A 23,090-nucleotide genomic window follows, 5' to 3' on the forward strand; every position below is an offset into this window, starting at 1 on the left:
CCAGCCAATCTCCCCACCTGTGGGGGAGATGCCCGGCAGGGCAGAGGGGGGGTACCCACGGCAAAACGCCAAATCTGAGCGACATCAAATAATTAGCTGGCAGACTTAGCGCCCGGAGCCCCCTCATCCGACCCTTCGGGCCACCTTCTCCCCTATGGGGCGAAGGGGAGGTCGGCGCGAGCGGCCGCCACTTGTCTCTTCTCCCCCGCGGGGAGAAGGTGCCGGCAGGCGGATGAGGGGGCCTTCAAGCACAACGCCAGCTGACCACCCTCAACAAACCCCCAAACCTACCCTACCGCCACATCGTCCGCATCCGCGCTGCCACATCCACCCTTATCTGCTGCGTACTCCGCTCCGAGGGCGTCGCCGCCACCACCGGCCATGCCGCCGTCTCGAAATATTGCAGCAGCGTCACCGGAATGAACCGCGTACGGGATGCATAGACATGCCGGTCGCCCTGGCCGTGTTGGCCGCTGGTGAAGAAGCGTTGTGGTGTGATCAGCGTCAGGCTGTCCTTTGCCCGCGTCATGCCGACATAGAGCAGACGGCGCTCCTCCTCGATCTCCTGCGTCGTGCCGACGGCGAGGTCGGAGGGGATGCAGCCATCGACGACGTTGAGCATGAAAACCGCCCGCCATTCCTGCCCCTTGGCCGAATGGATGGTGGAGAGGATCAGATAATCCTCGTCGAGCAGCGGCACGCCGGCCTGGTCGCTGGTGGCGTCGGGTGGGTCGAGCGTCAGCTCGGTGAGGAAGCGTTCGCGGTTGGCATAGCCCGACGCGATCTGCTCGAGTTGCAGCAGGTCGGCCTTGCGGGTGTCGGCGTCCTCGTGGATGCGGTCGAGATGGGGTTCGTACCATTCGCGCGCCTGCGCGATCTCGGCCGGCCATGGCCCGTTCGCCTTGCGCAATCCCTCCAGCAACTGCACCAGCGCCGGCCAGCTTTGGCCAGTCTTGGCCGGCGGCGGGATTTCGGCGAGCGCCATCAGCGGTTCGGGGTCGGAGGCGATCGTGTCGAGGATCTTGCCCGCCGTCTGCGGCCCGATCCCCGGCAGCATCTTCAACAGGCGGAAGCCGGAGACCCGGTCGCGCGGGTTCTGTGCGAAGCGCAGGATCGCCAGCATGTCCTTCACATGCGCCGAATCCAGGAACTTCAATCCGCCGAACTTGACGAAGGGAATGTTGCGCCGGGTCAGCTCGACTTCGAGCGGACCGCTGTGCGAGGAAGTGCGAAACAGCACCGCCTGCTGCTTCAGCGTCATCCCCACTTCGCGATTGGCGAGCACCTGCCCGACGATGTAGTTCGCCTGGTCGTTCTCATCCTTGACGGTCAGCAGCTTCGGCCGTTCCTCGGATTGCCGGTCGGTCCAGAGGTTCTTGGTGAAGCGCTCGCGCGCCAGCTCGATGACACCGTTGGCGGCGGCAAGGATCGTCGTCGTCGAACGATAGTTGCGGTCGAGCGTGATGATGTCGGCCGGCGGCTCAAAGGTTTTCGGGAAATCGAGAATGTTGCGGATCGTCGCCGCCCGGAAGGAGTAAATGGACTGCGCGTCGTCGCCGACGACGGTCAAGCCCCGCCCGCCCGGCTTCAGCGCCATCAGCACGGAGGATTGCAGCCGATTGGTATCCTGGTACTCGTCCACCATCACATGGTCGAAGCGCCCGCCGATATCGGCAGCCAGTTCCGGGTCGCTCACCATCTGCGCCCAGTAGAGCAGGAGGTCGTCGTAATCGAGCACGTTCTGCGCCTGCTTGGCCTCGACATAGCAGGCAAACAGCTCGCGCAGTTGCTCTTCCCAGGTCGCCACCCACGGATACCAGGTCTTCAACACCTCGGTGAGCGGCGTCTCGGAATTGACCGTGCGCGAATAGATCGCGAGACACGTACCCTTGGTGGGAAACCGGCTTTCGGTCTTGGAGAAGCCGAGCTCGTGCCGGATGAGGTTCATCAGGTCGGCGCTGTCTTCCCGGTCGTGAATGGTGAAATCGACATTGAGGCCGATCTGTTCGGCATAGATCCGGAGCAGCCGCGCGCCGATCCCGTGAAAAGTGCCGGCCCAGGTGAGCGCATCGGTCATCACGGCGGAATTGGCGCCGAGCACCTGTCGGCAGATGCGCTCCACCCGTCGCGCCATCTCGGATGCCGCCCTGCGCGAGAATGTCATCAAGAGGATGCGGCGCGGATCGGCGCCGTTGACGATCAGATGCGCCACCCGGTGCGCCAGCGTGTTGGTCTTGCCGGATCCGGCGCCGGCGATGATCAGAAGCGGACCGCCCGTCGTATCCGGTCCCTGACCGACCCCATGCTCCACGGCAAGACGCTGCCGCTCGTTCAGTTTCTCGAGATAGGCCGCCGCCTGCATCTATTCTTCAGCCTCTAGCATACGCGTCGCGGCAAAAGCGCGACTCGGGAACAAATATGGAACGTATCAGTGCTCCCTGATGTTTGGAAGTCCCGCGCGGCTGTCACCACAGGGAAACGGTTGGACCTGAACATTTGGTGCACTGCGGAAAACGGGCGACATCTCAGGTGTTGCGTGGCATAAGGGCGCCGAAAACCTGTTTTGGACCACGCTTCCCATGATCCGCATCGAAAATATCAGCAAGCAGAATAGCCACCGCATCCTCTTCATCGAGGCCTCGGCGGCGCTCAACAAGGGCGAGAAGATCGGCCTCGTCGGCCCGAATGGCGCCGGCAAGACGACGCTCTTCCGCATGATCACAGGCGAGGAGCAGCCCGATGAGGGCAATGTCGCTGGTGAAAAGGGCGTCACGATCGGTTACTTCAACCAGGATGTTGGCGAAATGTCCGGCCGCAGCGCCGTGGCCGAGGTCATGGAGGGTGCCGGCCCCGTCAGCGTCGTTGCCGCCGAGCTGCGCGAACTCGAAGCCGAGATGGTCGATCCCGACAAGCTCGACGAGATGGATCGCATCATCGAGCGCTATGGCGAGGTGCAGGCTCGCTACGAGGAGCTGGACGGCTACGCGCTCGAGGGCCGCGCCCGCGAAGTGCTCGATGGCCTGAGCTTCACCCAGGAAATGATGGACGGCGATGTCGGCGGCCTCTCCGGCGGCTGGAAGATGCGCGTGGCGCTCGCCCGCATCCTCTTGATGCGACCTGATGTCATGCTGCTCGACGAGCCGAGCAACCACTTGGATCTCGAAAGCCTGATCTGGCTGGAAGAATTCCTGAAGAACTATGACGGCGCGCTTCTGATGACCTCGCACGACCGCGAGTTCATGAACCGCATCGTCGGCAAGATCATCGAGATCGATGGCGGCCAGCTCACCTCCTATTCCGGCGACTATGCCTTCTACGAGCAGCAGCGCGCCCAGAACGAGAAGCAGCAGCAGGCGCAGTTCGAGCGCCAGCAGGCCATGCTTGCCAAGGAAATCAAGTTCATCGAACGCTTCAAGGCACGCGCCTCACACGCGTCGCAGGTGCAGAGCCGTGTCAAGAAGCTGGAAAAGATCGACCGCGTCGAGCCGCCCAAGCGCCGCCAGTCGGTTGCCTTCGAGTTCCTTCCCGCGCCGCGCTCCGGCGAAGACGTGATCAACCTGAAGAACGTCCACAAGAAGTACGGCAGCCGCACGATCTATGAAGGCCTCGACTTCATGGTTCGCCGCAAGGAGCGCTGGTGCATCATGGGCATCAACGGCGCCGGCAAGTCGACGCTGCTGAAGCTGGTCACGGGCTCGACCGAGCCGGATCAGGGCACGGTTGCGCTCGGCGCCAGCGTCAAGCTCGGCTATTTCGCGCAGCACGCCATGGACCTGCTCGATGGCGAACGCACGGTTCTCGAATGGCTGGAAGATTCATTCCCGTTGGCCGGCCAGGCGCCGCTGCGCGCGCTTGCCGGCTGCTTCGGTTTTTCCGGAGATGACGTCGAAAAGAAGTGCCGGGTTCTGTCGGGTGGCGAAAAGGCACGTCTGGTCATGGCCAAGATGCTGTTTGACCCGCCCAACCTGCTCGTCCTTGACGAGCCGACCAACCACCTGGATCTCGACACCAAGGAAATGCTGATCAAGGCGCTGTCGCAATACGAAGGCACCATGCTCTTCGTCAGCCACGACCGCCATTTCCTGGCGGCGCTCTCCAACCGCGTGCTGGAGCTGACGCCCGACGGCATCCACCAGTACGGCGGCGGTTATACCGAGTACGTCGAGCGCACCGGCCAGGAAGCGCCGGGTCTGCGGGGATAATTAAATGCCGGGCGGTGACGTCCGGCATTTTTCATTGCGGTGAGATTGGTGTGCGGGCGCTTACGCCCGCTCCTCCCAAACCCTGGCAATCTCCACGATCGTCTTCGCCGCACGCTCCATATCCTGCCGGCTCACCCATTCCAGCGGCGAATGAAACGCGTGGCCGCCGGCGAAGATGTTGGGGCAGGGCAGGCCCATGAAGGAGAGGCGCGAGCCGTCGGTGCCGCCGCGAATGCTGCCGCGCTTCGGCTCCATCCCGGCGCGGCGGATGCCCTCGATGGCGTTCTCGACGATATCAGGGTGCCGATCGACCACTTCCTTCATGTTGCGATACTGCTGCTTGACCTCGAACGTGTAGGTCGAGCCCGGATAGCCCGACATCACGTCCTTTACGATCCCTTCCAGCATCTCTTCCTTGGCCGTCAGTCCGGCATTGTCGAAATCGCGGATGATCAGCCCGATTTCGGCCTTTTCCATCGCGCCGGTCACGCCGGTCGGATGAATGAAGCCCTGCCGGCCAGAGGTCGTCTCGGGGCCGATATCCCTCGGCAGCCGGTCGATGATCGCGCCGGCGATCCTGATGGCGTTTTCCATCTTGCCCTTGGCGAAGCCCGGATGGATTGCAACGCCCTGGATGGTGATCTCGACGCCGTCTGCCGAAAACGTCTCGTCCTCGATATGCCCGGCCGTCGACCCGTCCATCGTGTAGGCGAAATCGGCGCCGAGCTTCTTCAGGTCCACCTTGTCGACGCCGCGGCCGATCTCTTCGTCCGGCGTGAACAGGATCTTGATCGTGCCATGCTTGATATCGGGATTGGCGACAAGGAACTGCGCCGCCGTCATGATCTCGGCGATCCCCGCCTTGTCGTCGGCGCCGAGCAGCGTCGTCCCGTCGGTCGTGATGATGTCGTTGCCGATCTGGTTCTTCAGCTCGGGGTGCTCGCTCACGCGGATCACCTGCTGCGGATCGCCGGTCAGGCGAATATCGCCGCCCTCGTAGTTGCGCAGGATCTGCGGCTTGACGTTGGTGCCGCTGAAATCGGGCGCCGTGTCCATATGCGAGCAGAAGCAGATGACGGGCACCTGCTTGTCGGTATTGGCGGGAACGGTCGCATAGATATAGCCGTGCTCGTCCAGATGCGCGTCCGAAAGGCCGATCGCCAGCAATTCCTCGACCAGCACGCGCCCGAGGTTCTTCTGCTTCTCGGTGGAGGGCTGGCTTGGCGATTGCGGGTCGGATTGCGTGTCGATGACGACATAGCGCAGGAAGCGGTCGGTAACGGTATCGGTCATGATGCGGTCCATTCTTCTGTATCAACCGATCACTGCTCTATCCCTCATCGGCCCTCTGGTGAAGCACTTTCGGTTGCAGGCAGGTCGGCCTCGCGCAGCCGGTAGCCGACGCCGGTTTCGGTGGTGATGTATTGCGGCTGGTCGGGCGTGGCCTCGATCTTCTGCCGCAGCTGGCGCACATAGACGCGCAGATATTGCACATCCGCCGCCGGTCCCCAGATCTGCTTCAGCATGAACTGATGCGTCAGCACCTTGCCGGAGTACTGCGCCAGCACCCGCAGGATGTCGTACTCCTTCGGCGACAGCTTGATCTCGCGCTCGTCGACCTTGACGATCCGCTTGACGAGGTCGATCGACAGCCCGCCGGTGCGAAACACCGCCTTCTCGCCCTGCTGCTGCAGCCGGTGGCGCAGCGCCACGCGGATGCGGGCGCCGAGTTCGTTCATGCCGAAGGGCTTGGTCACATAATCGTCCGCCCCCGTCTCCAGCGCCTTGACGATCCCGCCTTCATCGGTGCGGCTGGAGAGGATGACGACGGGGGTGGTCAGCCCCTGTTCGCGCCATTCGCCAAGCAGCGCGTGGCCCGGCGTGTCGGGAAGGCCGAGGTCGAGCACGATGAGATCGGGGGCGACCTCGCTTGCAAGCGCGCGCGCGGTCGCCGCATCCGGCGCCTCGTGCACCTCGTATCCTTGCGCCGTCAGGCCGACGCGCAAAAGCTTGCGGATAGGGGGCTCGTCGTCGACGACGAGAATCTTCACGGGCGAACCGGTCATTTCATATCTTCCAGCTTCGTGATGTCATTCGTGATCTCTTGGGGGCGGGGGAGCCTGATGGTGAAGACGGCGCCCGATCGGTCGGGCCGGTTCGCGGCGGTGATGGTGCCGCCCATCGCCTCGACGAAGCCGCGGCAGATGGAGAGGCCAAGCCCAGTGCCGGCCCGCACCTGGTCGCCCTTGCGCACCCGGTAGAAAGTGTCGAACACGCGGTCGAGATCATTATCAGGAATGCCTGGCCCGCTGTCGGCGACCTGAACCATGACATCGCCGGTCACGATGCCATTGTTGGCCCATCCCTTGATCTCGACGGTCGAACCCTCGGGCGCGTATTTCGCGGCATTGTCGATGAGATTGAACAGCACCTGCTCGAAGAGAACGGGATCGACCCGCACAGTCGGCAGGTCCGCCGGGATGGTCACATGCACGCCGTGGTGCGACAGGATCTTGGCCGCACGGCGCAGAGCGCTTCCGACGATGTCGCCGACATCGTGCAGTGCCGAATTCGGCTCCATCGCCCCGGATTCGATCCGGGTCATGTCGAGCAGGTTGGCGATGAAGCGGTTCAGCCGCTCGGATTCGTCGACCACGGTAGAAAGCAGATCCTTGCGATCCTCCTCGCTCATCGAGGCGAAATAATCGCGCAGCGTGGTCGAGGCGCCAAGCACTGCGGCAAGCGGCGTCTTCAGGTCGTGGGAAATCGAGGTCAGCAGCGCCGAGCGCAGCCGGTCGGCCTCTGCCGCCAGCTTCGCCTGGTCAACGTCGGCGACGAGCTGGATACGCTCGATCGCCAGTGCTGCCTGGTCCGCCAGCGCGTCGAGCAATCTCTGCTGCTCCGGCGTCAGGAGCGGTCCGTCGCGGCGGTCGCTGTCGAGCCCGATCACGCCGACGGCGGCGCGTCCGGTGCGCAGCGGCACATAGAGCCGCTTGGCGCCGGGCAGGGTATCGGCACCGCGCCCTGCGGCGTGGTTGTGCTCCCAGGCCCAGCGCGCGGCCGCGATGTCGGCATCGTCGAGCGTATCGTCGGGCGGATAGCCGGCCCTGACGGCGATCGTCCCATTCTCCGGGAGCAGCAGCACGACCCGCACCCGCAGCATCGAGGCCAGCTGGAAGGCGGTCGCCCAGAGCACGTCGTCAAGCGTGCCGGTGCCCGCCAGCTTCTTCGAGAAGAGATAGAGATCCTCGGTTGTCCGCGCCCTTTGCCGCGCCGCGGATGCCTGCCGCTGCACCGTTGCCGTCAGGTTACTGGCGACGATCGCAACGCCGAGAAAGAAGAACAGCGCCAGCACGCTCTCAGGATCGCTGATCGTCAGCGTGTAGCGCGGCGGCAGGAAGAAGAAGTTGAAGGCGAATGCACCGAGCAGGCAGGAAAACAGTGCTGGCCGTAGCCCGTGCAGCACCGCCGAGGTCAGCACCGCCATCAGGAACACCAGCGCCAGATTGCGCACGTCGAGCACCTGGTCAAGCACGATACCGGCCACGAGCGCGATCGCCACATAGACCACCGCCAGCAGATAAGCGCGCAGATCGAGAGCCGGCCGTGCGGCGGCCGCCTTCACGCCGCGTTGCGCGCCACCCTTCTGCTCGTCGCCCGAAATGACGTGAACGCTGATGTCGCCCGCCTTGCGGATCAGGAGATCGGCGGCAGACGGCGAGAACCACTCCCGCCAAGTCGGCTGCTTCGGCGCGCCGATCACGATGTGGGTGACGTTGTTGGAAGCGGCGTAGCGGATCAGCTCTTCCGAGGTCTCGCGTCCGGGAACGGTGATCGCCTCGCCGCCTAGCTGTTCGGCCAGCCTGAGATTGGCGGCCAGTGTGTCGCGCTCGGCCTCGCTGAGGTTGATCGAGCGGTTGGTCTCGACATAGACGGCGGCCCACGGCGCCCTCAGCCGCGAGGCCATGCGCGCGGCGTAGCGCACCAGCGACGCCGAGGCCGGATGGTGATCGACCGACACCAGCACGCGCTCGCTTGCCGCCCACGGGCCCGATATCGCATGCGCCTGCATGTGGTTCAAAAGCTGGTCGTCCACCCGCTGCGCCGTGCGCCGAAGCGCCAGCTCGCGCAGCGCCGTCAGGTTGCCCGGCGTGAAATAGTTGGTCAGCGCCCGCTCGGCGGTATTGGCCATGTAGACCTTGCCGTCATGAAGACGCTTGATCAGGTCGTCGGGCGTGAGATCGATGATCTCGACGTCGTCGGCCATGTCGATCACCTTGTCCGGCACAGTCTCGCGCACCCGGATGCGGGTGATCTGCGAGACGACATCATTCAGGCTCTCGACATGCTGGATATTGAGCGTCGAATAGACATCGATGCCGCGGTCGAGCAGTTCCTTGACGTCGAGGTAGCGCTTCGGATGCCGGCTGCCCTCGGCATTGCTGTGGGCGAGTTCGTCGACCAGCACGAGGTCGGGCTTGCGGGCGATGATGGCATCGATATCCATCTCCTCCAGCCGCCGACCACGGTAGTCGACCATCACGCGCGGCACGATCTCGAAGCCCGCAAGCATCGCCTGCGTTTCCTTGCGGCCATGCGTCTCGACGACACCAACCACCACATCGACCCCATCGGCAATCTTCGCGCGTCCGGAAGCCAGCATCTCATAAGTCTTGCCGACGCCCGGCGCTGCCCCCAGAAAGATCTTCAACCGCCCACGCGTCTCCGCCCGCGCTTTTTCAAGAAGCGCCTCGGGCGAGGGCCGTCCGGCCTGTTCGCGGTTGTCGTCTGGCATGCGGTGTTGTTCTTTCCTGGCGGTCGGCGCAAGCGGCCCCCTCATCCCAGGTGCAACTTGCTGCACCTGAACCCTTCGGGCCACCTTCTCCCCGTGGGAGAAGGGAGGAGCCGCGACGCCTGCGGTTCTCCTCTCCCCTCGGGGAGAGGGTAGCCGAGCGCAGCGGAGGCCGGGTGAGGGGGGCTCTGGCTGTTTCACTCACTCATAGAAGCATCAAGCCTCTGGTTCAACTTGAGAACATTGACCACAGGCTCCCCGAGAAAGCCAAGCTCCCGGCCCTCGACAGCGCCATCCACCAGCGCCTTCACCTTGGCCTCGTCCAGACTACGCGCCTTGGCCACACGCGGGACCTGGAAATAGGCGGCATCGGGCGAGATGTGCGGGTCAAGACCGCTGCCCGACGCGGTGACGAGGTCGGTCGGCACGGGCGTGTTCGGGTTGCTGGCCTTGGCGGCCTCGTAGTCGGCCTTCACCCGGTCGATCAGCTTTTGGCTGGTGGGGCCGAGGTTGGAGCCGCTGGAGCTTGCCGCATTGTAGCCGTCGCCGGCCGCCGACGGGCGACCGTGAAAATACTGCTCGCCGGTGAAGGCCTGGCCGATCAGCGACGAGCCGATGATCTTGCCGTCCTTCTCGATCAGGCTGCCGTTGGCCTGGGCGGGAAACAGCGCCTGTGCCGCGCCCGTCATGGCGAGCGGATAGACGAGGCCGGTGATGGCGGTAGTGGCGATGATCATCACGATCGCGGGGCGAAGTTGCTTGAGCATGGACATAACTCCTTAGACGAGGCCGATGGCTGATATCGCCATGTCGATCGCCTTGATGGCGACGAACGGAACGACGATACCGCCCAGGCCGTAGATCAACAGGTTGCGGGACAGCAGCGCGCCGGCGCCGATCGGCCGATAGCGCACGCCGCGCAGCGACAGCGGGATCAGCGCGATGATGATCAACGCGTTGAAGATGATCGCCGAGAGAATGGCGCTCTGCGGCGTCGACAGGCCCATGACGTTGAGCGCCGTCAGCTGCGGATAGAAGGTCAGGAACATCGCCGGGATGATGGCGAAGTACTTGGCGACGTCGTTGGCAATCGAGAAAGTGGTCAACGCGCCGCGTGTCATCAGGAGCTGCTTGCCGATCTCGACGATCTCGATGAGCTTCGTCGGGTCGCTGTCGAGATCGACCATGTTGCCGGCCTCGCGGGCGGCCACCGTGCCGGTGTTCATGGCGACGCCGACATCCGATTGCGCCAGCGCCGGCGCGTCGTTGGTGCCGTCGCCGCACATCGCGACCAGCTTGCCCTTGGCCTGCTCCTCGCGGATCAGCGCCAGCTTGTTCTCAGGCGTCGCCTGCGCCAGGAAATCGTCGACGCCGGCTTCGGCCGCGATTGCCGCCGCCGTCATCGGGTTGTCGCCGGTCACCATCACGGTGCGAATGCCCATGCGGCGCAGTTCCGCGAAACGCTCGCGGATGCCGCCCTTGACGATGTCCTTCAGCTGGATGACGCCGAGCAGGCGTCCGTCCCGGGCAACGGCAAGCGGCGTGCCGCCCGCCTTGGCGATCTCGTCGGCAATGGCCTGCAACTCGCGCACCGTGTCGGAGTTCGAGCGCAGCGCGATTGCCGTATTGCCCGAAGCGATGGCGGAACCACCGTCGACATAGGAGAGCACCGCATCGACGGCGCCCTTACGGATCGAAGACCCCTCGACATCGACGCCGCTCATGCGGGTCTGCGCGGTAAAGGGCACGAAGGTGGCCTTCAGGCTGGTCATGTCGCGGCCGCGGATTGCGTATTTCTCCTTGGCGAGCACCACGATCGAGCGACCCTCGGGTGTCTCGTCGGCAAGCGAGGCGAGCTGCGCCGCATCGGCCAGTTCCTGCTCGCTGACCCCACGTACGGGGCGGAACGCGGTCGCCTGGCGATTGCCGAGCGTGATCGTGCCGGTCTTGTCGAGGAGCAGAATGTCGACGTCGCCGGCTGCCTCCACCGCGCGGCCGGACATGGCAAGCACGTTGAAGCGCACGAGGCGGTCCATGCCGGCAATGCCGATAGCAGAGAGAAGCGCGCCGATCGTCGTCGGGATAAGCGTCACGAACAGTGCGACGAGCACGATGATCGGGATCGAGCCGCCGGCATAGGCGGCAAAGCTCGGGATCGTCGCCGTAGCGAGTACGAAGATCAGCGTCATGCCGGCAAGCAGGATGTTGAGCGCGATCTCGTTCGGCGTCTTCTGCCGCTCGGCGCCTTCGACGAGCGCGATCATCCGGTCGATGAAGGTCGAGCCGGCCGCCGCCGTGATGCGAACGCGGATCCAGTCGGACAGCACCTGCGTGCCGCCCGTGACAGCCGAGCGGTCACCACCCGATTCACGGATGACGGGCGCCGATTCACCCGTGATCGCCGCCTCGTTGACGGAGGCCACGCCTTCGATCACTTCGCCGTCGGACGGGATGATATCCCCCGCCTCGACCAGCACGAGATCGCCCACCTTCAGGCTGGTGCCCGGCACCATGCGATAGCCGCTGCCATTGTTGGCGGTCAGCAACTTGGCCTGGGTTTCGGTGCGCGCCTTGCGCAGAGAATCGGCCTGCGCCTTACCGCGGCCTTCCGCGACCGCTTCGGCGAAGTTGGCGAACAGCACCGTGAACCAGAGCCACAGGTTGATCTGGAACGAGAAGCCGAGATTGCTGCCGCCGGTCACGAGATCGCGGATGAAGAGGACGGTGGTCAGAACCGAAACCGTGGCGACGACGAACATCACCGGGTTCTTGGCAAGCGCCTTCGGGTTCAGCTTCTTGAAAGCCGCGCCGAAGGCCGGAATGAGAATGCGGGCATCGAGGATGCTCACGGATTTTGCCTGGCTCATAAGAGAACTCCAGCGTTTGAGACGGGGATGGGGCGACCGGTTGGCCGGTCAGCCGAAAATCAGTTTGTAGAGGGCGGCCGCCACAAGCAGCGCCGCCAGTATGATCAAGATGGCGTCCGACGCCTTGAGCGACCGGCCTGGCGTCGGCCCCACCGCCCGCCCCGGAAGACCGGAACGGGCAGGGAGCTTGTGGCGCCTGAAGTGGCGGATCAGCATGGTCATGTCCTCAGAACGTCTGGCCCGAGATCATCATCAGGTGCTCGATGACGGGACCGAGCGCCAGCGCCGGGAAGAAGGTCAGGCCGCCGACGATGACGATGGTGCCTGTCAGAAGTCCGACGAACAGCGGGCCATCCGTGGGGAAGGTGCCGTTCGAGGCCGGAACCGTCTTCTTGGCCGCCAGCGAGCCGGCGATAGCAAGAGCCGGGATGATGACCAGGAAACGGCCGGCCAGCATCGCGATCCCGAGCGTCACGTTGTACCAGGGCGTATTCCCCGTCAGCCCGCCGAAGGCCGAGCCGTTGTTGGCGGCGGCGGACGAATAGGCGTAGAGGATTTCCGAGAAGCCGTGCGGTCCAGCCGTGCCGACCGAGGCGACGGCCGAAGGCAGCACGCTTGCGATTGCCGTGAAGACCAGCATAGTCAGCGGCAGGCAGAGGATGGCAAGCACCGCCATCTTCATCTCCTTCGCCTCGATCTTCTTGCCGAGATATTCAGGTGTGCGCCCGACCATAAGGCCGGCCACGAAGATGGCGATGATGACGAAGAGCAGGATGCCGTAGAAGCCCGCGCCGACACCGCCGACGATCACTTCGCCAAGCTGCATGTTGATGAGCGGGATCAGGCCGCCGAGCGCCGTGAACGAGCCGTGCATGGCGTTGACCGCGCCGCACGACGCCGCCGTGGTGATGACGGCGAAGAGCGAGGAGAGCGTGATGCCGAAGCGCACTTCCTTGCCTTCCATGTTGCCGCCTTCAAGGCCGAAGGCATGCATCAGTGGATTGCCGGCAGCTTCTGCCCAGTAGGTGACGCCGACGCCGATGAGGAAGAGCACGAACATGCTGGCGAGGATCGCCCAACCCTGTTTCTGGTTGCCGACCATGCGGCCGAAAACGTTGGTCATCGCAGCACCGATCGCGAAGATCGCCACCATCTGGATCAGGTTGGAAATCGCGTCGGGATTTTCGAAGGGGTGCGCGGAATTGGCGTTGAAGAAGCCGCCGCCATTGGTGCCCAGCATCTTGATTGCCAGCTGCGAGGCCACGGGTCCGACCGCGATCGTCTGCTTGGCGCCTTCGAGCGTGGTCGCTTCGACATACGCGCCAAGCGTCTGCGGCACGCCGAGTGCGACGAAAACAAGCGTCATGACGATGCAGAGCGGCAGGAGGATGTAGAAGGTCGCGCGGACCATATCGACCCAGAAATTGCCGACCGCCTTGCCGGATGCGCGCGAAAACGCCCGGATGAAGGCAAGCGCGATGGCAATGCCGGTGGCCGCCGAGACGAAGTTCTGCACGGTCAGCCCGGCCATCTGCGTCAGATAGGACATCGTGCTCTCGCCGCCGTAGTTCTGCCAGTTGGTGTTGCTGACGAAGCTGACGGCGGTGTTGAAGGAGAGCTCGGGCCCGACCGCGGCCATGCCGGCAGGGTTATAGGGCAGTACCGCCTGCAGGCGCAGCAGCGCGTAAAGCACCAGCGCGCCCAGGAGATTGAAGGCGAGCATCGAGATCGCATAGGTCGTCCAGTGCTGCTCTTCGCGCTCGCTGGTGCCCGACAATGCGTAAAGTCCCCGTTCGATCGGAACGAGGACGGGTGAGAGAAGCGTGCGCTCGCCCGAAAAGACACGCGTCATGTAGCCGCCGAGCGGTTTGACGAGCGCGAGAACGATCCCGCAGTAAAGCAGGATCTGAAGCCATCCGTTGAGGGTCATCTTGATTAACTTTCAATACCCGGCGCTATGAGAGATCAGAATCGCTCAGGGCGGATGAGGGCATAGGTGAGGTAGACGGTGAGGAACACGGTCACGGCACCGCTGAGGACATAGTCGAATATCACTGTTTTTCTCCCGCTAGAGGCTGTCGCAGACGTGTGCGTAGGCGGCGCAGAGCACGAAGAATAAGATCGTGATGCCGAGCAGAACGATGTCGATCATCGACCATCACTCCTTGAATTGTTTTCGAAATGGAGACGCGGCGGCGGCCGGTGGGCCATGCGCTTGTCCCTGGTGTCTCGGGCAAGATCTTGCGATCGCCCGGCCATCAATATGCGGCCGAAGCGCATTAAGGTTCGAGACGCGGAAAAAGCCGCCAATATAAAAATCTTATAAATGCGCTGGTGGGTTCGGCGGTCGCGGCAGGCGGCAAAAGCCGGCATTCAGGCCAGTTTGGCGAAAGCTTCCCGGCCTAGGGTTTGCGGATAAAGAAGCAGACCTGCGTTCGGCTGAATGCCGTTCTTGAATGTACGAAGGCGATCTGAATGCCCACGACCGAGCCAAGCAATTCTTCGGCCGAGACCCTTGCCGAATTGGCATCGTTGAAGGCGCAAGTCGAAGAGTTGACGCAGCGCATCGATACGCAGGGCTCGGTCCAGTTCGAAATCGCCAAGCTGCTGCAGACATTCCATTCCCAGCTCACGGCCCTGCCGCAGCAGATGAACGAGATCGTCAAAACGGCGATCGAGCTGAACAATCACGACAAGGTGCCGCTTACCAAGGAAGTGCTGACCAAGTTCGACGCGCGGCTCGGCAGCCTCGGCGTCGGCATGCACGTCTTGAAGCAGGTCAGCCATCTGACGCTGCGCCGCCTTGGCCCCGCGACACCGAAGATCCGTTGCGTCTTCATTGTCCAGTCGATCCCGATGTGGGATGCGCTGGCCGATGTCTACTGGGCGATGACCGAGGACGATCGCTATCACCCCATGGTCGTCTCGATCGATAACAGCCAGCTCGGCGTGGCGGAGTTCGCGGGCGAGGAGGAGGTCCACGCAGGGCTGACCGCGCTCGGCATTCCCCATATCCGCCTCGATATGCATTCCTTCGATGCGCTCGACATCCTGCGCAATCTGATGCCCGACGTGGTGTTCCGCCAACAGCAGTGGGATTCTCCGGTGCCGCATGGCTTGAGAACGATGGAGATCACCTTCGCGCGCATCTGCGTGGTGCCTTATGGCATGGGCGTGCTTGCCAACCCGGATGCCAAAAGCGAAGACGACGAAGCCTATAGCGACAACTACGACCAGCAATATCATCGTCTCGCCTGGAAGGTTTTCTGCGAGACGGAGATGACGCAGTCCTATTACCGCTCTTTCACGCATTCCGATCCGGACAAGTTCGTGCTGACGGGCTATCCCAAGCTTAACAAGCTGATGGAGGCCAAGGGCAAAGGCGAATGGCCAATCGCCGAGCCGAACGGACGCACCTTCCGCGTCATTTGGGCGCCGCACCATTCGCTGGCCGTCAATGGCTTCGGCTTTGGCGTTTTCCATAAGATCTACAAGCAGATGCTGGATTGGGCGCGCTCCGCCAAGGATATCCAGTTCGTGTTGAAGCCGCATCCGGCACTTGCCTTCGGCGCCGAGCAGAGCGGCCTCTTCCGCGATAATTCCTATCAGCGCTATCTCGATGTCTGGTCGGCGCTGCCCAACTGCGCCATTCGCGAAGGCACCTATGGCGAGCTGTTCGACGCCTCCGATCTGATGATCACCGACGGCGTCTCCTTCCTCACTGAATACCATCTGTTCGAAAAGCCGCTGATCTTCATCGATTCCGGTGTCCACGCTGCCTTCAATGCGCTGGGTCGGCTTGCCGAACGCGCCGCCCACCGCGTCGAAACCTTCAATCAGCTGCGCCAGGTGGCGCTCGATTACAAGGACGGCAAGGCCTGGAAGCTGGTGAAGGAGCGCGAGGAGCTTCTGAAGGTGCTGCTCCCGCGCACCGAGCCGGCCTCCAGCATCATTCTTGATTCCATCGCAGCCGATATACAGACGTCGAGGTCCTGATCATGTACCGCGCGCAACAGCATGCTTTGACACTGCCCGCCGCCAACGACACGGGTGCCGTTCCCGGCCACAAGCGTGGCACCGGCTTCGCCTTCGATCTCGATGGCACGATCACCCGCGCCGAACTGCTGCCGATGATCGCCTCGGAGCTTGGCCTCGAAGCCGAAATGCGGCTCCTGACCGAGCTCACCATGTCGGGCATGATCCCCTTCGAGGATTCCTTCCGCCTGCGCTTCGCCATCCTGCGCAGCGCTGGCCTCGATCGCATCCAGTCGATCGTTTCCGAGGTGGAGTTCGATCCCGATATCGAGCAGTTCATCCGCGAGAACCGCGATCGCTGCTTCGTTGTGACGGGCAATCTCGATCTCTGGATCGCGCCGCTGGTCGAGCGCCTTGGCTGCCGCTTCTACACCTCGACAGCCACGACCGACAAGGACGGCTGGGTCACCGGCCTCGACACGGTCATGCGCAAGAACGTCGCCGGCCTCGAGCTGAAGGACGAGTTCGACCGCCTCGTCGCCATCGGCGACGGCTTCAACGACGTGCCGCTCTTCGACGTCGCCGATATCGGTATTGCCTTCACCGGCCTGCATAGCGCGCCCGACGCGCTGGTCTCCGTGTCCAACTATGTCGCTCTCGATGGGAAGTCGCTATGCCGTCTGTTAAACACGCTGTAATCGCGGCGGCCGGCCTCGGCTCGCGTCTGGGCCATGGCAAGCCGAAGTGCCTGGTCGAGATCGAAGGCGTCAAGATCATCAAGCATCTGCTGTCACTGCTGAAGGATGTCGAGGATGTCCGCGTCATCGTCGGCTTCGAGGAAAAGGCCGTCATATCAGCAATCCGCGCCATCCGCCCGGATGTGCTCGTCGTGCGCAACCCCGGCTTCCGCAGCACCACCACGCTGCACAGCTACGAGCTCGGTGGCCGCTATATCAAGGGCGATTGCCTGTTCATGGATGGCGACATGCTGGTCGAGCCGGAAAGCTTCGCCGCCTTCCTCGCCTCCTGCGAGCCCGGCGTGGCACAGCTCGGCATCACCAAGACCAAGACCCGCGACGCCGTTTTCTTGACGCGCGAGGACGGCCTTGCCGTAAGTTTCCGCCGCGACGATCCGACCGAATATGAATGGGCCAACATCGCCTGGCTGCCGGTCGATTACTTCGCCGATATCGGCAATACGGCGGTCTACGAGCACCTCCGGCAGTTCCTGCCGATCCGCACCCACGAAGTGATCGCCTACGAGATCGACAGCGAGCAGGATCTGGCGCTGGCGCGGGACAATCTCCACTACTTCAATCTGCAGGCGTTGGCCGGCTGAAGCATGTCGCGCAAGAGTGCGCAGCGGCCTTGCGACACCGACATGCGATAAAACAAAGGCTCGAAGCGTGACAGCCGATCCAGGGGATCGCGACACGCTTCAAGCAAACAATTACGAAACGGAACCGAGCATGAGCCGCATATACAAGGACCAGGAAAGCATCGACGTCCTCAAGGTCCGCGACTTCTTCAATGGTCGCGCCAAAAAGGAAGGCAATGCCGTCAACGCCGTGATGCTGCAATCCGAGGGCTCGACGATCGCGGTTGACCGCGACATACACGAGAAGACGCATCTCCTGCCGCGCCTCGAACGTCCGTCGAAGATCCTCGAACTCGGCTGCGGCGCCGGCCGCCTCGCCAGCTTCTACAACAACAACGGCAACCAGTATCTCGGCTTCGATTTCTCCGAAGAACTGATCGCCCGCGCCAAGGCCGAGATCGGCGATGACGACAACGTCCAGTTCCAGGTCGTCGAAGTCCCCCGGATCGCCGTCGAAGACTTCAAGCTGCAACCGCCCTTCGATTTCTTCCTGATCACCGGCCTCTTCATCTACCTCAACGACGAAGCCGTCCACGACACCTTCAAGATGATCGCCAAGCTCGCAGCCCCGAACGCCACGATCTACGTCCGCGAATCCCTCTCCGAACTCGACGTCCGCCTGACGCTGAAGGAGCATTTCTCCGAAGAACTCGACGAAGTCTACAACGCCATCTACCGCACGACGGCGGAGCTGACCGAGGTGATGACCAACACGCTTGTGAAGGCTGGGTTCGTGTTCGAGGCCTGCGGCGAGTATGCATTCCCGCCGGCGCTGCGCAACCGGGCGGAGACGGCGCAGCGGTATTTTACGCTGCGGCGGGGGTGAGGGGCGTGGAAAAGTGTCGTGGTGGCTGGCGGTTCGCCATGACCGATGGCACAGTCTATAGTTGGAGAAAAGTCCTGGTTGCTACCGGTCGATTTTTTGTGCCGAGGATCGCCCACGGCAGATGCAGCTTTGGGCATAAGTCAACAAAGGCTCCCGGCGGTAATTACTCCCATGGTGCGCAAGACAAAGTACTTGCAGCAATCATGAGAGTTTGAGGCTGAATGCTGCCGCATCGGATGCTTAGGTTGTGCAAAGCGCGGGTAAGCGTTCTTTGGTTGTTTTCCACTAGTTCTTCGAGAGCCCCAATATTCGGGGTGTAGGACATCGCCTTTGCGACCCTAGGTGCATACTTGGAGAATTATGGATTGGCGCTGAACATATTCTTTTCGTTTATCATGGGTCGTCGATCTCCTTGCTAATGAGGAAATCACTAGACGGTGCATCGAAATGTTTGGTCGCATTTAAACCGGGCATTTTATCTATTTGTTCGATTTCGAAGCACCAACGTGCCCGGCAACTTGAACACTGGGGCAACCGAGAGCGGCCAATTGACGGGAGCCCCGCGACGGTCTCCACCACTTCCAAGGGTAGTGGGGAGATCTGAGAGCCCCGCCCAGAGCTTAGACGTCTGGGGAAACAGCGGTACTGAAAAACTGCACGACTCGACGTCTCGATTAAACTTGTGATTTCATCGTCCCACGTGGGAGATTCGATCATGAGCGAAGAAGAGCCGTCTAAACTACCGACTACCTGGACCGATGTGGCTAAGTCACTTTCCGAAGGCGGATTGCCACAGATCATCGCGGGGCCGGCGGGCAAAGCGATAAGTCGGCTAATTGCGGGGGCAACAGACATCCCTGCAGCATGGCTCAAAGCCAGAGCCGAAAAGATCAACGATGAGACGGCGGCGAGGACCACTATAATGAAGGCAGTGGCAAAGGCTTCCGCCGATGCAGCGATCGCTGATCCGCAACTGCTGGACCGTGCGCTGTCCCGCTATGTTTCTGACCTACACCGCAAGCAGGAAAACAGGGAAGCGGTGGCTCAAAAGACGGCGGAACATCTTGCCGACTCTCCTCCGGCCGAGGACACGGAAGGTCCATCGGACGATTGGATGAACGTCTTCGAAGAATATGCTGAAAAAGCAAGTTCGGAAGAGCTTAGGGAAACTTGGGCGCGCGTACTGTCTGGCGAGATCAGGAAGCCAAGCTCATTCTCACTGAGGACCTTGCAATTTATATCGGTACTCGACAAGACGACCGCTGACGCTGTCGAGGCTCTCCTATCCGGGCTCTTCAACGGTCAATTTGTAATGGTTGACTCGGAAGCGAGTGGCGACTCGTTTACTCAGCTTAAGGTCGCTCGCCTAGCCGGACTGATAGGTCAACTTGACGTGGACACAACCTTCAGATCGCAGATCAACGAGAGCGGTGTAGCTATTTTCACGCTTGGTGTGGAAGGAGTGGTTGTGCGCGGAAAGCCGGGGGTGATCTTTGCAGTGGAGTGCACCTCCGTGTCGCTTATCGGACAGGAACTCTATCCGGTCATACAGCCACCGCCGAGCGAAGTCGCTATACAGAGACTGGTAACCGCCCTTCAAGGCATTGCCGACGTAGATAGCATTCAACGCGGAAAAGCGTCGAAAAATGATGATGGGCGCATCCAAGTCGTGAACCTTGCGACAATCTGGGAGCGCCCGAAGCCTCCTTCTGAAGCGATAGAGGGCTAAGGGACAACGTAAGCCTCGCGCACACGCACACGCATGCGAGGAACCCATGTTGCATGTTGCGTTTCATGTCGCGTGGACTAGCCGTGCATCATTGGAAACCGTTGGAAATCAAGGAAACTGGTTTGCAACATAACGCAACATGAAATCGCCTAAAGCGAGATCCGCTAGAACACGTAAGGTGCTGATTTTCTTGACGAAAGTGTTTGGCTGGGGAACCTGGACTCGAACCAAGATTAACGGAGTCAGAGTCCGTCGTTCTACCATTGAACTATTCCCCAGCAGTCGCTGCCGAAGCGTGCTTGGCTGCTGTGCGGCGCTTATAACCAAATCATCGCGGAATGCAAATAGCTGTTTGAAAAAAATTTGAACGACGTTGTGGTTTGTTGGAAAAGGCGGATTTTTGAGGGTTGGGAAAAAGAATTTGTCGTTTTGGCCGAGCGCTGGTATCTTCGCGCCAACGCAAAATCGAACGAGCGCCAGCAGCATACCTCAGGGAGTTCATCCTTCAGGACTTGCGCGGCGCGGTGGAAAAACAACGTGGAAGACCCCGAAGGCGGCTTTAAGTCGCAATCTGACGGGGCGTCGGCGGCAGCGCGCAAGGATGGCAAGAAATCCAGGCGCCGCAAGGGCAAGCGTGGCGGGCAATCTCGCAATGCAGCTCAGGCCGCTTCGCATGCCCCCTCCGGCATTGCCGGCGAGGCAGCGCGCCCAATGGATGCCCGTCCAACGGACATTGCGGCCGAGACATCGGCCCGCAAGCGCAAGCGCCGCCGTCGCGGTTCCGGTGCGTCGGGCGAGGGTGCTCCAAGACAGCAGCAACAGGGTGATCAGGTCGCATCCGCCAATCGTGCGAGTGCGCATGATGGCGACGCGGCTTCGGGAAAGCGCGGCCGGCGCAAGCATCGCGGCAAGCGAGGCCTTCAGGGCCGACCGCTGGCGCAGACAAAGCCATCAGGTCATCAGCCCGCGCAGGCGCCCGCGAATCAGCCCAATGTCGGCCGTGGCCCCGCGCAGGAAGCACGCGGCGAAAACGACAATCGCGTCCAGCGTCATCATCAGGAGCGCGGCGAACGGCCGGCCTCCGCCCATCCCTGGCCGGACGAGCTCTACGCCGCGCTCGACCTCGGCACCAACAATTGCCGTCTCCTGATCGCGCAGCCGACCCGTCCGGGCCAGTTCCGCGTCGTCGATGCCTTCTCGCGCATCGTGCGCCTGGGCGAGGGACTGGCTGCGAGCGGGCGTCTGTCCGACGACGCGATGGATCGCGCCGTCGATGCGCTGCGCGTCTGCGCCGGCAAGCTGAAGAACCGCGAGATCCGCCGCATGCGGCTGATCGCCACCGAAGCCTGCCGCCAGGCAAGCAATGGCGAGGAGTTCCTTCAGCGCGTTGTCGCCGAGACCGGGCTCGAGCTTGAGATCATCGATCGCGAGACCGAGGCGCGTTTGGCCGTCTCCGGCTGCTCCTCGCTGGTCGGGCGCGAGACGCGCTCCGTCGTGCTCTTCGATATCGGCGGCGGTTCGTCGGAAATCGCCGTCATCCGCATCGGCGACAGCCGCTTCAGCCGGCTTGCCAATCACATCACCCACTGGACCTCGCTGCCCGTCGGCGTCGTGACCCTCTCCGAGCGCCATGGCGGCCGCGATGTCACGCCTGATGTCTTCGAGGGCATGGTGCTTGAGGTCGAAGGCATGCTCTCCGGCTTCGATTGCCCCGTCATCGATGGCGATCTCGGCGATTTCCACCTGATCGGCACCTCGGGCACGGTCACCACGCTTGCCGGCGTCCATCTCGATCTGCCGCGCTACGACAGGCGCAAGGTCGATGGCATCTGGCTGTCCGATGACGAGGTTTCGGCCATGCAGGCCAAGCTCCTCTCCTGGGATTTCGCCAGCCGCGCCGCCAATCCCTGCATCGGGCCCGATCGCGCCGATCTGGTGCTCGCCGGATGCGCCATTCTCGAGGCCATTCGCCGCCGTTGGCCGAGCCCGCGCATGCGCGTTGCCGATCGTGGCTTGAGGGAAGGCCTTCTCACGGACATGATGGCGGATGACGGCGTCTGGCGGCGCCATCGCCACCGCCGCGGTCAACGCGGCAAGTAAGCGCGGCAAATAGGGGATCAGCTATGACCAAGCCAACCATTGCGGGCAACCGCACCGGCCGCAAGCTCGGCCAGCGCGTCAAGAACAAGAAGATGAAGGCGTCCTCGCGCCAGTGGCTGCAGCGCCATATCAACGATCCCTATGTGCAGCGCGCCCAGCTCGAAGGCTACCGCGCCCGCGCCGCCTTCAAGCTGTTGGAGATCGACGAGAAGCACGGCATCCTGAAGGGCGCGCGCCGCATCATTGATCTCGGTGCCGCACCGGGCAGCTGGTCGCAGATCGCCGCCAAGGTCACCGGCTCGACGGATGAGGACATCCGCGTCGCGGCGATCGACTTCCTGGAGATGGCGCAGCTCCCCGGCGTCAAGATCCTGCAGCTCGACTTCCTCGATCCGACGGCGCCCGACCAGCTGATGGAGGCCGTCGGCGGCACGCCCGATCTCGTCATCTCCGACATGGCGGCGCCGACCACGGGCCACCACAGAACGGACCACCTGCGCACCATGCATCTGTGCGAAGTGGCCGCGCATTTCGCCATCGAGGTTCTGGGCGAGGGCGGTCACTTTCTGGCCAAGACCTTCCAGGGCGGCACGGAAAAGGACCTGCTCAATCTGCTGAAGCAGAATTTCAAGCAGGTCGTCCACGTCAAGCCGGCCTCCTCGCGCGCCGAATCCGTTGAGATGTTCCTGCTCGCCAAGGGCTTCAAGGGACGCAAACATCAGGCCGACGAAACCGAGGCTTGATTTCGGGGCCATTCCGGGTGGAGTATGACACTCCCAAGACAGCCCATCATTGGGCCAAGACCGGAATGACCGCGGATATCAATGCTGCTTTACGTCACGCTCGGAACCAACGACATCGACCAGGCCCGGCATTTCTATGATGTCGTGCTCCCCGTTCTCGGCTACCGCCGCCAGCGCTATTCGGAAGAAGAGATCGGCTACGCCGCCGATGGCGATATCCGCTGCCGCTTGTGGATCGTGACCCCCTTCAACCGACGCCGCGCATCGAATGGCAATGGCACGATGATTGCGCTCGCGGCCGAAACCAGGGCGGATGTCGATGCCTTCTATCGCGCCGCGATCGCAGCCGGCGGCGTCAGCGAGGGCGAGCCGGGCCTGCGCCCATTCCACGCCAATTTCTATGCCGCCTATGTGCGCGATCCCGATGGCAACAAGCTGAGCGCCGTCTGCGAGGCGCCGGAGCCGGCCGCCGAATAAG

General features: G+C 62.6%; 18 protein-coding genes and 1 tRNA gene. 9 read left to right on the forward strand and 10 right to left on the reverse strand.

Features of this window, described 5'->3' with window-relative positions:
• Nucleotides 1–292: 292 nt before the first annotated feature.
• Complete coding sequence (locus tag B3605_RS02810) at nucleotides 293–2,362, reverse strand: ATP-dependent helicase (protein ID WP_112944607.1); 2,070 nt, start codon at nucleotides 2,360–2,362, stop codon at nucleotides 293–295.
• A 217-nt stretch (nucleotides 2,363–2,579) separates the two neighbouring features.
• Here B3605_RS02810 and B3605_RS02815 point away from each other — a divergent pair, with 217 nt between their 5' ends.
• Nucleotides 2,580–4,202: an ABC-F family ATP-binding cassette domain-containing protein gene (locus B3605_RS02815; RefSeq protein WP_018898513.1), complete on the forward strand. Its 1,623-nt coding sequence runs from the start codon at nucleotides 2,580–2,582 to the stop codon at nucleotides 4,200–4,202.
• Between the two features lie 60 nt (nucleotides 4,203–4,262).
• On the opposite strand, the gene pepT is transcribed toward B3605_RS02815, so the two are convergent.
• From pepT to B3605_RS02855, 8 genes are all read right to left on the reverse strand, one after another.
• Nucleotides 4,263–5,495: a peptidase T gene (pepT, locus tag B3605_RS02820; RefSeq protein ID WP_112944621.1), complete on the reverse strand. Its 1,233-nt coding sequence runs from the start codon at nucleotides 5,493–5,495 to the stop codon at nucleotides 4,263–4,265.
• A 44-nt stretch (nucleotides 5,496–5,539) separates the two neighbouring features.
• Nucleotides 5,540–6,268, reverse strand: a complete 729-nt coding sequence (locus B3605_RS02825) for a response regulator transcription factor (protein ID WP_112944605.1) — start codon at nucleotides 6,266–6,268, stop codon at nucleotides 5,540–5,542.
• Complete coding sequence (locus tag B3605_RS02830; protein ID WP_112944604.1) at nucleotides 6,265–8,997, reverse strand: sensor histidine kinase; 2,733 nt, start codon at nucleotides 8,995–8,997, stop codon at nucleotides 6,265–6,267. Before B3605_RS02830 ends, B3605_RS02825 begins: the two co-directional genes overlap by 4 nt.
• A gap of 194 nt (nucleotides 8,998–9,191) precedes the next feature.
• A complete protein-coding gene (gene kdpC / locus B3605_RS02835) occupies nucleotides 9,192–9,761 on the reverse strand; it encodes a potassium-transporting ATPase subunit KdpC (RefSeq protein WP_112944620.1) in 570 nt (189 codons plus the stop codon).
• Nucleotides 9,762–9,773: 12 nt separating this feature from the next.
• A complete protein-coding gene (kdpB, locus tag B3605_RS02840; protein WP_112944603.1) occupies nucleotides 9,774–11,861 on the reverse strand; it encodes a potassium-transporting ATPase subunit KdpB in 2,088 nt (695 codons plus the stop codon).
• Between the two features lie 48 nt (nucleotides 11,862–11,909).
• A complete protein-coding gene (locus B3605_RS02845) occupies nucleotides 11,910–12,077 on the reverse strand; it encodes a hypothetical protein (protein WP_162725041.1) in 168 nt (55 codons plus the stop codon).
• A gap of 10 nt (nucleotides 12,078–12,087) precedes the next feature.
• The gene (gene kdpA / locus B3605_RS02850; protein WP_112973706.1) at nucleotides 12,088–13,791 is read right to left on the reverse strand and encodes a potassium-transporting ATPase subunit KdpA; all 1,704 of its coding nucleotides are present in this window, start codon (nucleotides 13,789–13,791) and stop codon (nucleotides 12,088–12,090) included.
• A gap of 35 nt (nucleotides 13,792–13,826) precedes the next feature.
• Nucleotides 13,827–13,916: a K(+)-transporting ATPase subunit F gene (locus tag B3605_RS02855; protein ID WP_111561755.1), complete on the reverse strand. Its 90-nt coding sequence runs from the start codon at nucleotides 13,914–13,916 to the stop codon at nucleotides 13,827–13,829.
• A 420-nt stretch (nucleotides 13,917–14,336) separates the two neighbouring features.
• Between B3605_RS02855 and B3605_RS02860 the strand changes: the two genes are divergently transcribed.
• The 5 genes from B3605_RS02860 (at nucleotide 14,337) to B3605_RS02880 (ending at nucleotide 19,769) form a co-directional block, all read left to right on the forward strand.
• On the forward strand, nucleotides 14,337–15,857 hold the full coding sequence (locus B3605_RS02860) for a CDP-glycerol glycerophosphotransferase family protein (RefSeq protein WP_112944601.1): 1,521 nt from the start codon (nucleotides 14,337–14,339) through the stop codon (nucleotides 15,855–15,857).
• A gap of 2 nt (nucleotides 15,858–15,859) precedes the next feature.
• A complete protein-coding gene (locus B3605_RS02865; RefSeq protein WP_112944600.1) occupies nucleotides 15,860–16,534 on the forward strand; it encodes an HAD-IB family phosphatase in 675 nt (224 codons plus the stop codon).
• Nucleotides 16,510–17,175 (forward strand): NTP transferase domain-containing protein, encoded by a 666-nt coding sequence (locus B3605_RS02870; RefSeq protein ID WP_112944599.1) that lies wholly within the window; start codon nucleotides 16,510–16,512, stop codon nucleotides 17,173–17,175. Before B3605_RS02865 ends, B3605_RS02870 begins: the two co-directional genes overlap by 25 nt.
• A 130-nt stretch (nucleotides 17,176–17,305) precedes the next feature.
• A complete protein-coding gene (locus tag B3605_RS02875) occupies nucleotides 17,306–18,040 on the forward strand; it encodes a class I SAM-dependent methyltransferase (protein ID WP_112944598.1) in 735 nt (244 codons plus the stop codon).
• Nucleotides 18,041–18,755: 715 nt separating this feature from the next.
• Nucleotides 18,756–19,769 carry a DUF2806 domain-containing protein gene (locus B3605_RS02880; RefSeq protein WP_112944597.1) on the forward strand — a complete coding sequence of 338 codons (1,014 nt, stop codon included), beginning with the start codon at nucleotides 18,756–18,758 and terminating at the stop codon, nucleotides 19,767–19,769.
• 204 nt (nucleotides 19,770–19,973) lie between these two features.
• Here the strand turns inward: B3605_RS02880 and B3605_RS02885 are convergent.
• Nucleotides 19,974–20,047 (reverse strand) — tRNA-Gln (locus B3605_RS02885).
• A gap of 259 nt (nucleotides 20,048–20,306) precedes the next feature.
• Between B3605_RS02885 and B3605_RS02890 the strand changes: the two genes are divergently transcribed.
• The 3 genes from B3605_RS02890 to B3605_RS02900 all read left to right on the forward strand — a co-directional run bounded on the left by B3605_RS02890 (nucleotide 20,307) and on the right by B3605_RS02900 (nucleotide 23,089).
• Nucleotides 20,307–21,869, forward strand: coding sequence for a Ppx/GppA phosphatase family protein (locus B3605_RS02890; protein ID WP_112944596.1), 1,563 nt, complete (start codon nucleotides 20,307–20,309; stop codon nucleotides 21,867–21,869).
• A 23-nt stretch (nucleotides 21,870–21,892) separates the two neighbouring features.
• The gene (locus B3605_RS02895; RefSeq protein WP_112944595.1) at nucleotides 21,893–22,612 is read left to right on the forward strand and encodes an RlmE family RNA methyltransferase; all 720 of its coding nucleotides are present in this window, start codon (nucleotides 21,893–21,895) and stop codon (nucleotides 22,610–22,612) included.
• An 81-nt stretch (nucleotides 22,613–22,693) separates the two neighbouring features.
• Entirely contained in the window at nucleotides 22,694–23,089 is a 396-nt protein-coding gene (locus B3605_RS02900) for a VOC family protein (protein ID WP_047508248.1), read from the forward strand.
• The last annotated feature ends 1 nt before the right edge of the window (nucleotide 23,090 follow it).

This window comes from Rhizobium sp. UBA1881 (assembly GCF_002338015.1).
Taxonomy (GTDB): Bacteria; Pseudomonadota; Alphaproteobacteria; order Rhizobiales; family Rhizobiaceae; genus Rhizobium.

Coding starts and splice junctions, on each gene's coding strand:
- pepT (WP_112944621.1), bottom strand. CDS start 5,495: ATGACCGATACCGTTACCGACCGCTTCCTGCGCTATGTCGTCATCGAC.
- B3605_RS02875 (WP_112944598.1), top strand. CDS start 17,306: ATGAGCCGCATATACAAGGACCAGGAAAGCATCGACGTCCTCAAGGTC.
- B3605_RS02810 (WP_112944607.1), bottom strand. CDS start 2,362: ATGCAGGCGGCGGCCTATCTCGAGAAACTGAACGAGCGGCAGCGTCTT.
- kdpC (WP_112944620.1), bottom strand. CDS start 9,761: ATGCTCAAGCAACTTCGCCCCGCGATCGTGATGATCATCGCCACTACC.
- B3605_RS02860 (WP_112944601.1), top strand. CDS start 14,337: ATGCCCACGACCGAGCCAAGCAATTCTTCGGCCGAGACCCTTGCCGAA.
- kdpA (WP_112973706.1), bottom strand. CDS start 13,791: ATGACCCTCAACGGATGGCTTCAGATCCTGCTTTACTGCGGGATCGTT.
- B3605_RS02815 (WP_018898513.1), top strand. CDS start 2,580: ATGATCCGCATCGAAAATATCAGCAAGCAGAATAGCCACCGCATCCTC.
- B3605_RS02825 (WP_112944605.1), bottom strand. CDS start 6,268: ATGACCGGTTCGCCCGTGAAGATTCTCGTCGTCGACGACGAGCCCCCT.
- B3605_RS02870 (WP_112944599.1), top strand. CDS start 16,510: ATGCCGTCTGTTAAACACGCTGTAATCGCGGCGGCCGGCCTCGGCTCG.
- B3605_RS02895 (WP_112944595.1), top strand. CDS start 21,893: ATGACCAAGCCAACCATTGCGGGCAACCGCACCGGCCGCAAGCTCGGC.
- B3605_RS02900 (WP_047508248.1), top strand. CDS start 22,694: ATGCTGCTTTACGTCACGCTCGGAACCAACGACATCGACCAGGCCCGG.
- B3605_RS02830 (WP_112944604.1), bottom strand. CDS start 8,997: ATGCCAGACGACAACCGCGAACAGGCCGGACGGCCCTCGCCCGAGGCG.
- B3605_RS02865 (WP_112944600.1), top strand. CDS start 15,860: ATGTACCGCGCGCAACAGCATGCTTTGACACTGCCCGCCGCCAACGAC.
- B3605_RS02880 (WP_112944597.1), top strand. CDS start 18,756: ATGAGCGAAGAAGAGCCGTCTAAACTACCGACTACCTGGACCGATGTG.
- B3605_RS02845 (WP_162725041.1), bottom strand. CDS start 12,077: ATGCTGATCCGCCACTTCAGGCGCCACAAGCTCCCTGCCCGTTCCGGT.
- kdpB (WP_112944603.1), bottom strand. CDS start 11,861: ATGAGCCAGGCAAAATCCGTGAGCATCCTCGATGCCCGCATTCTCATT.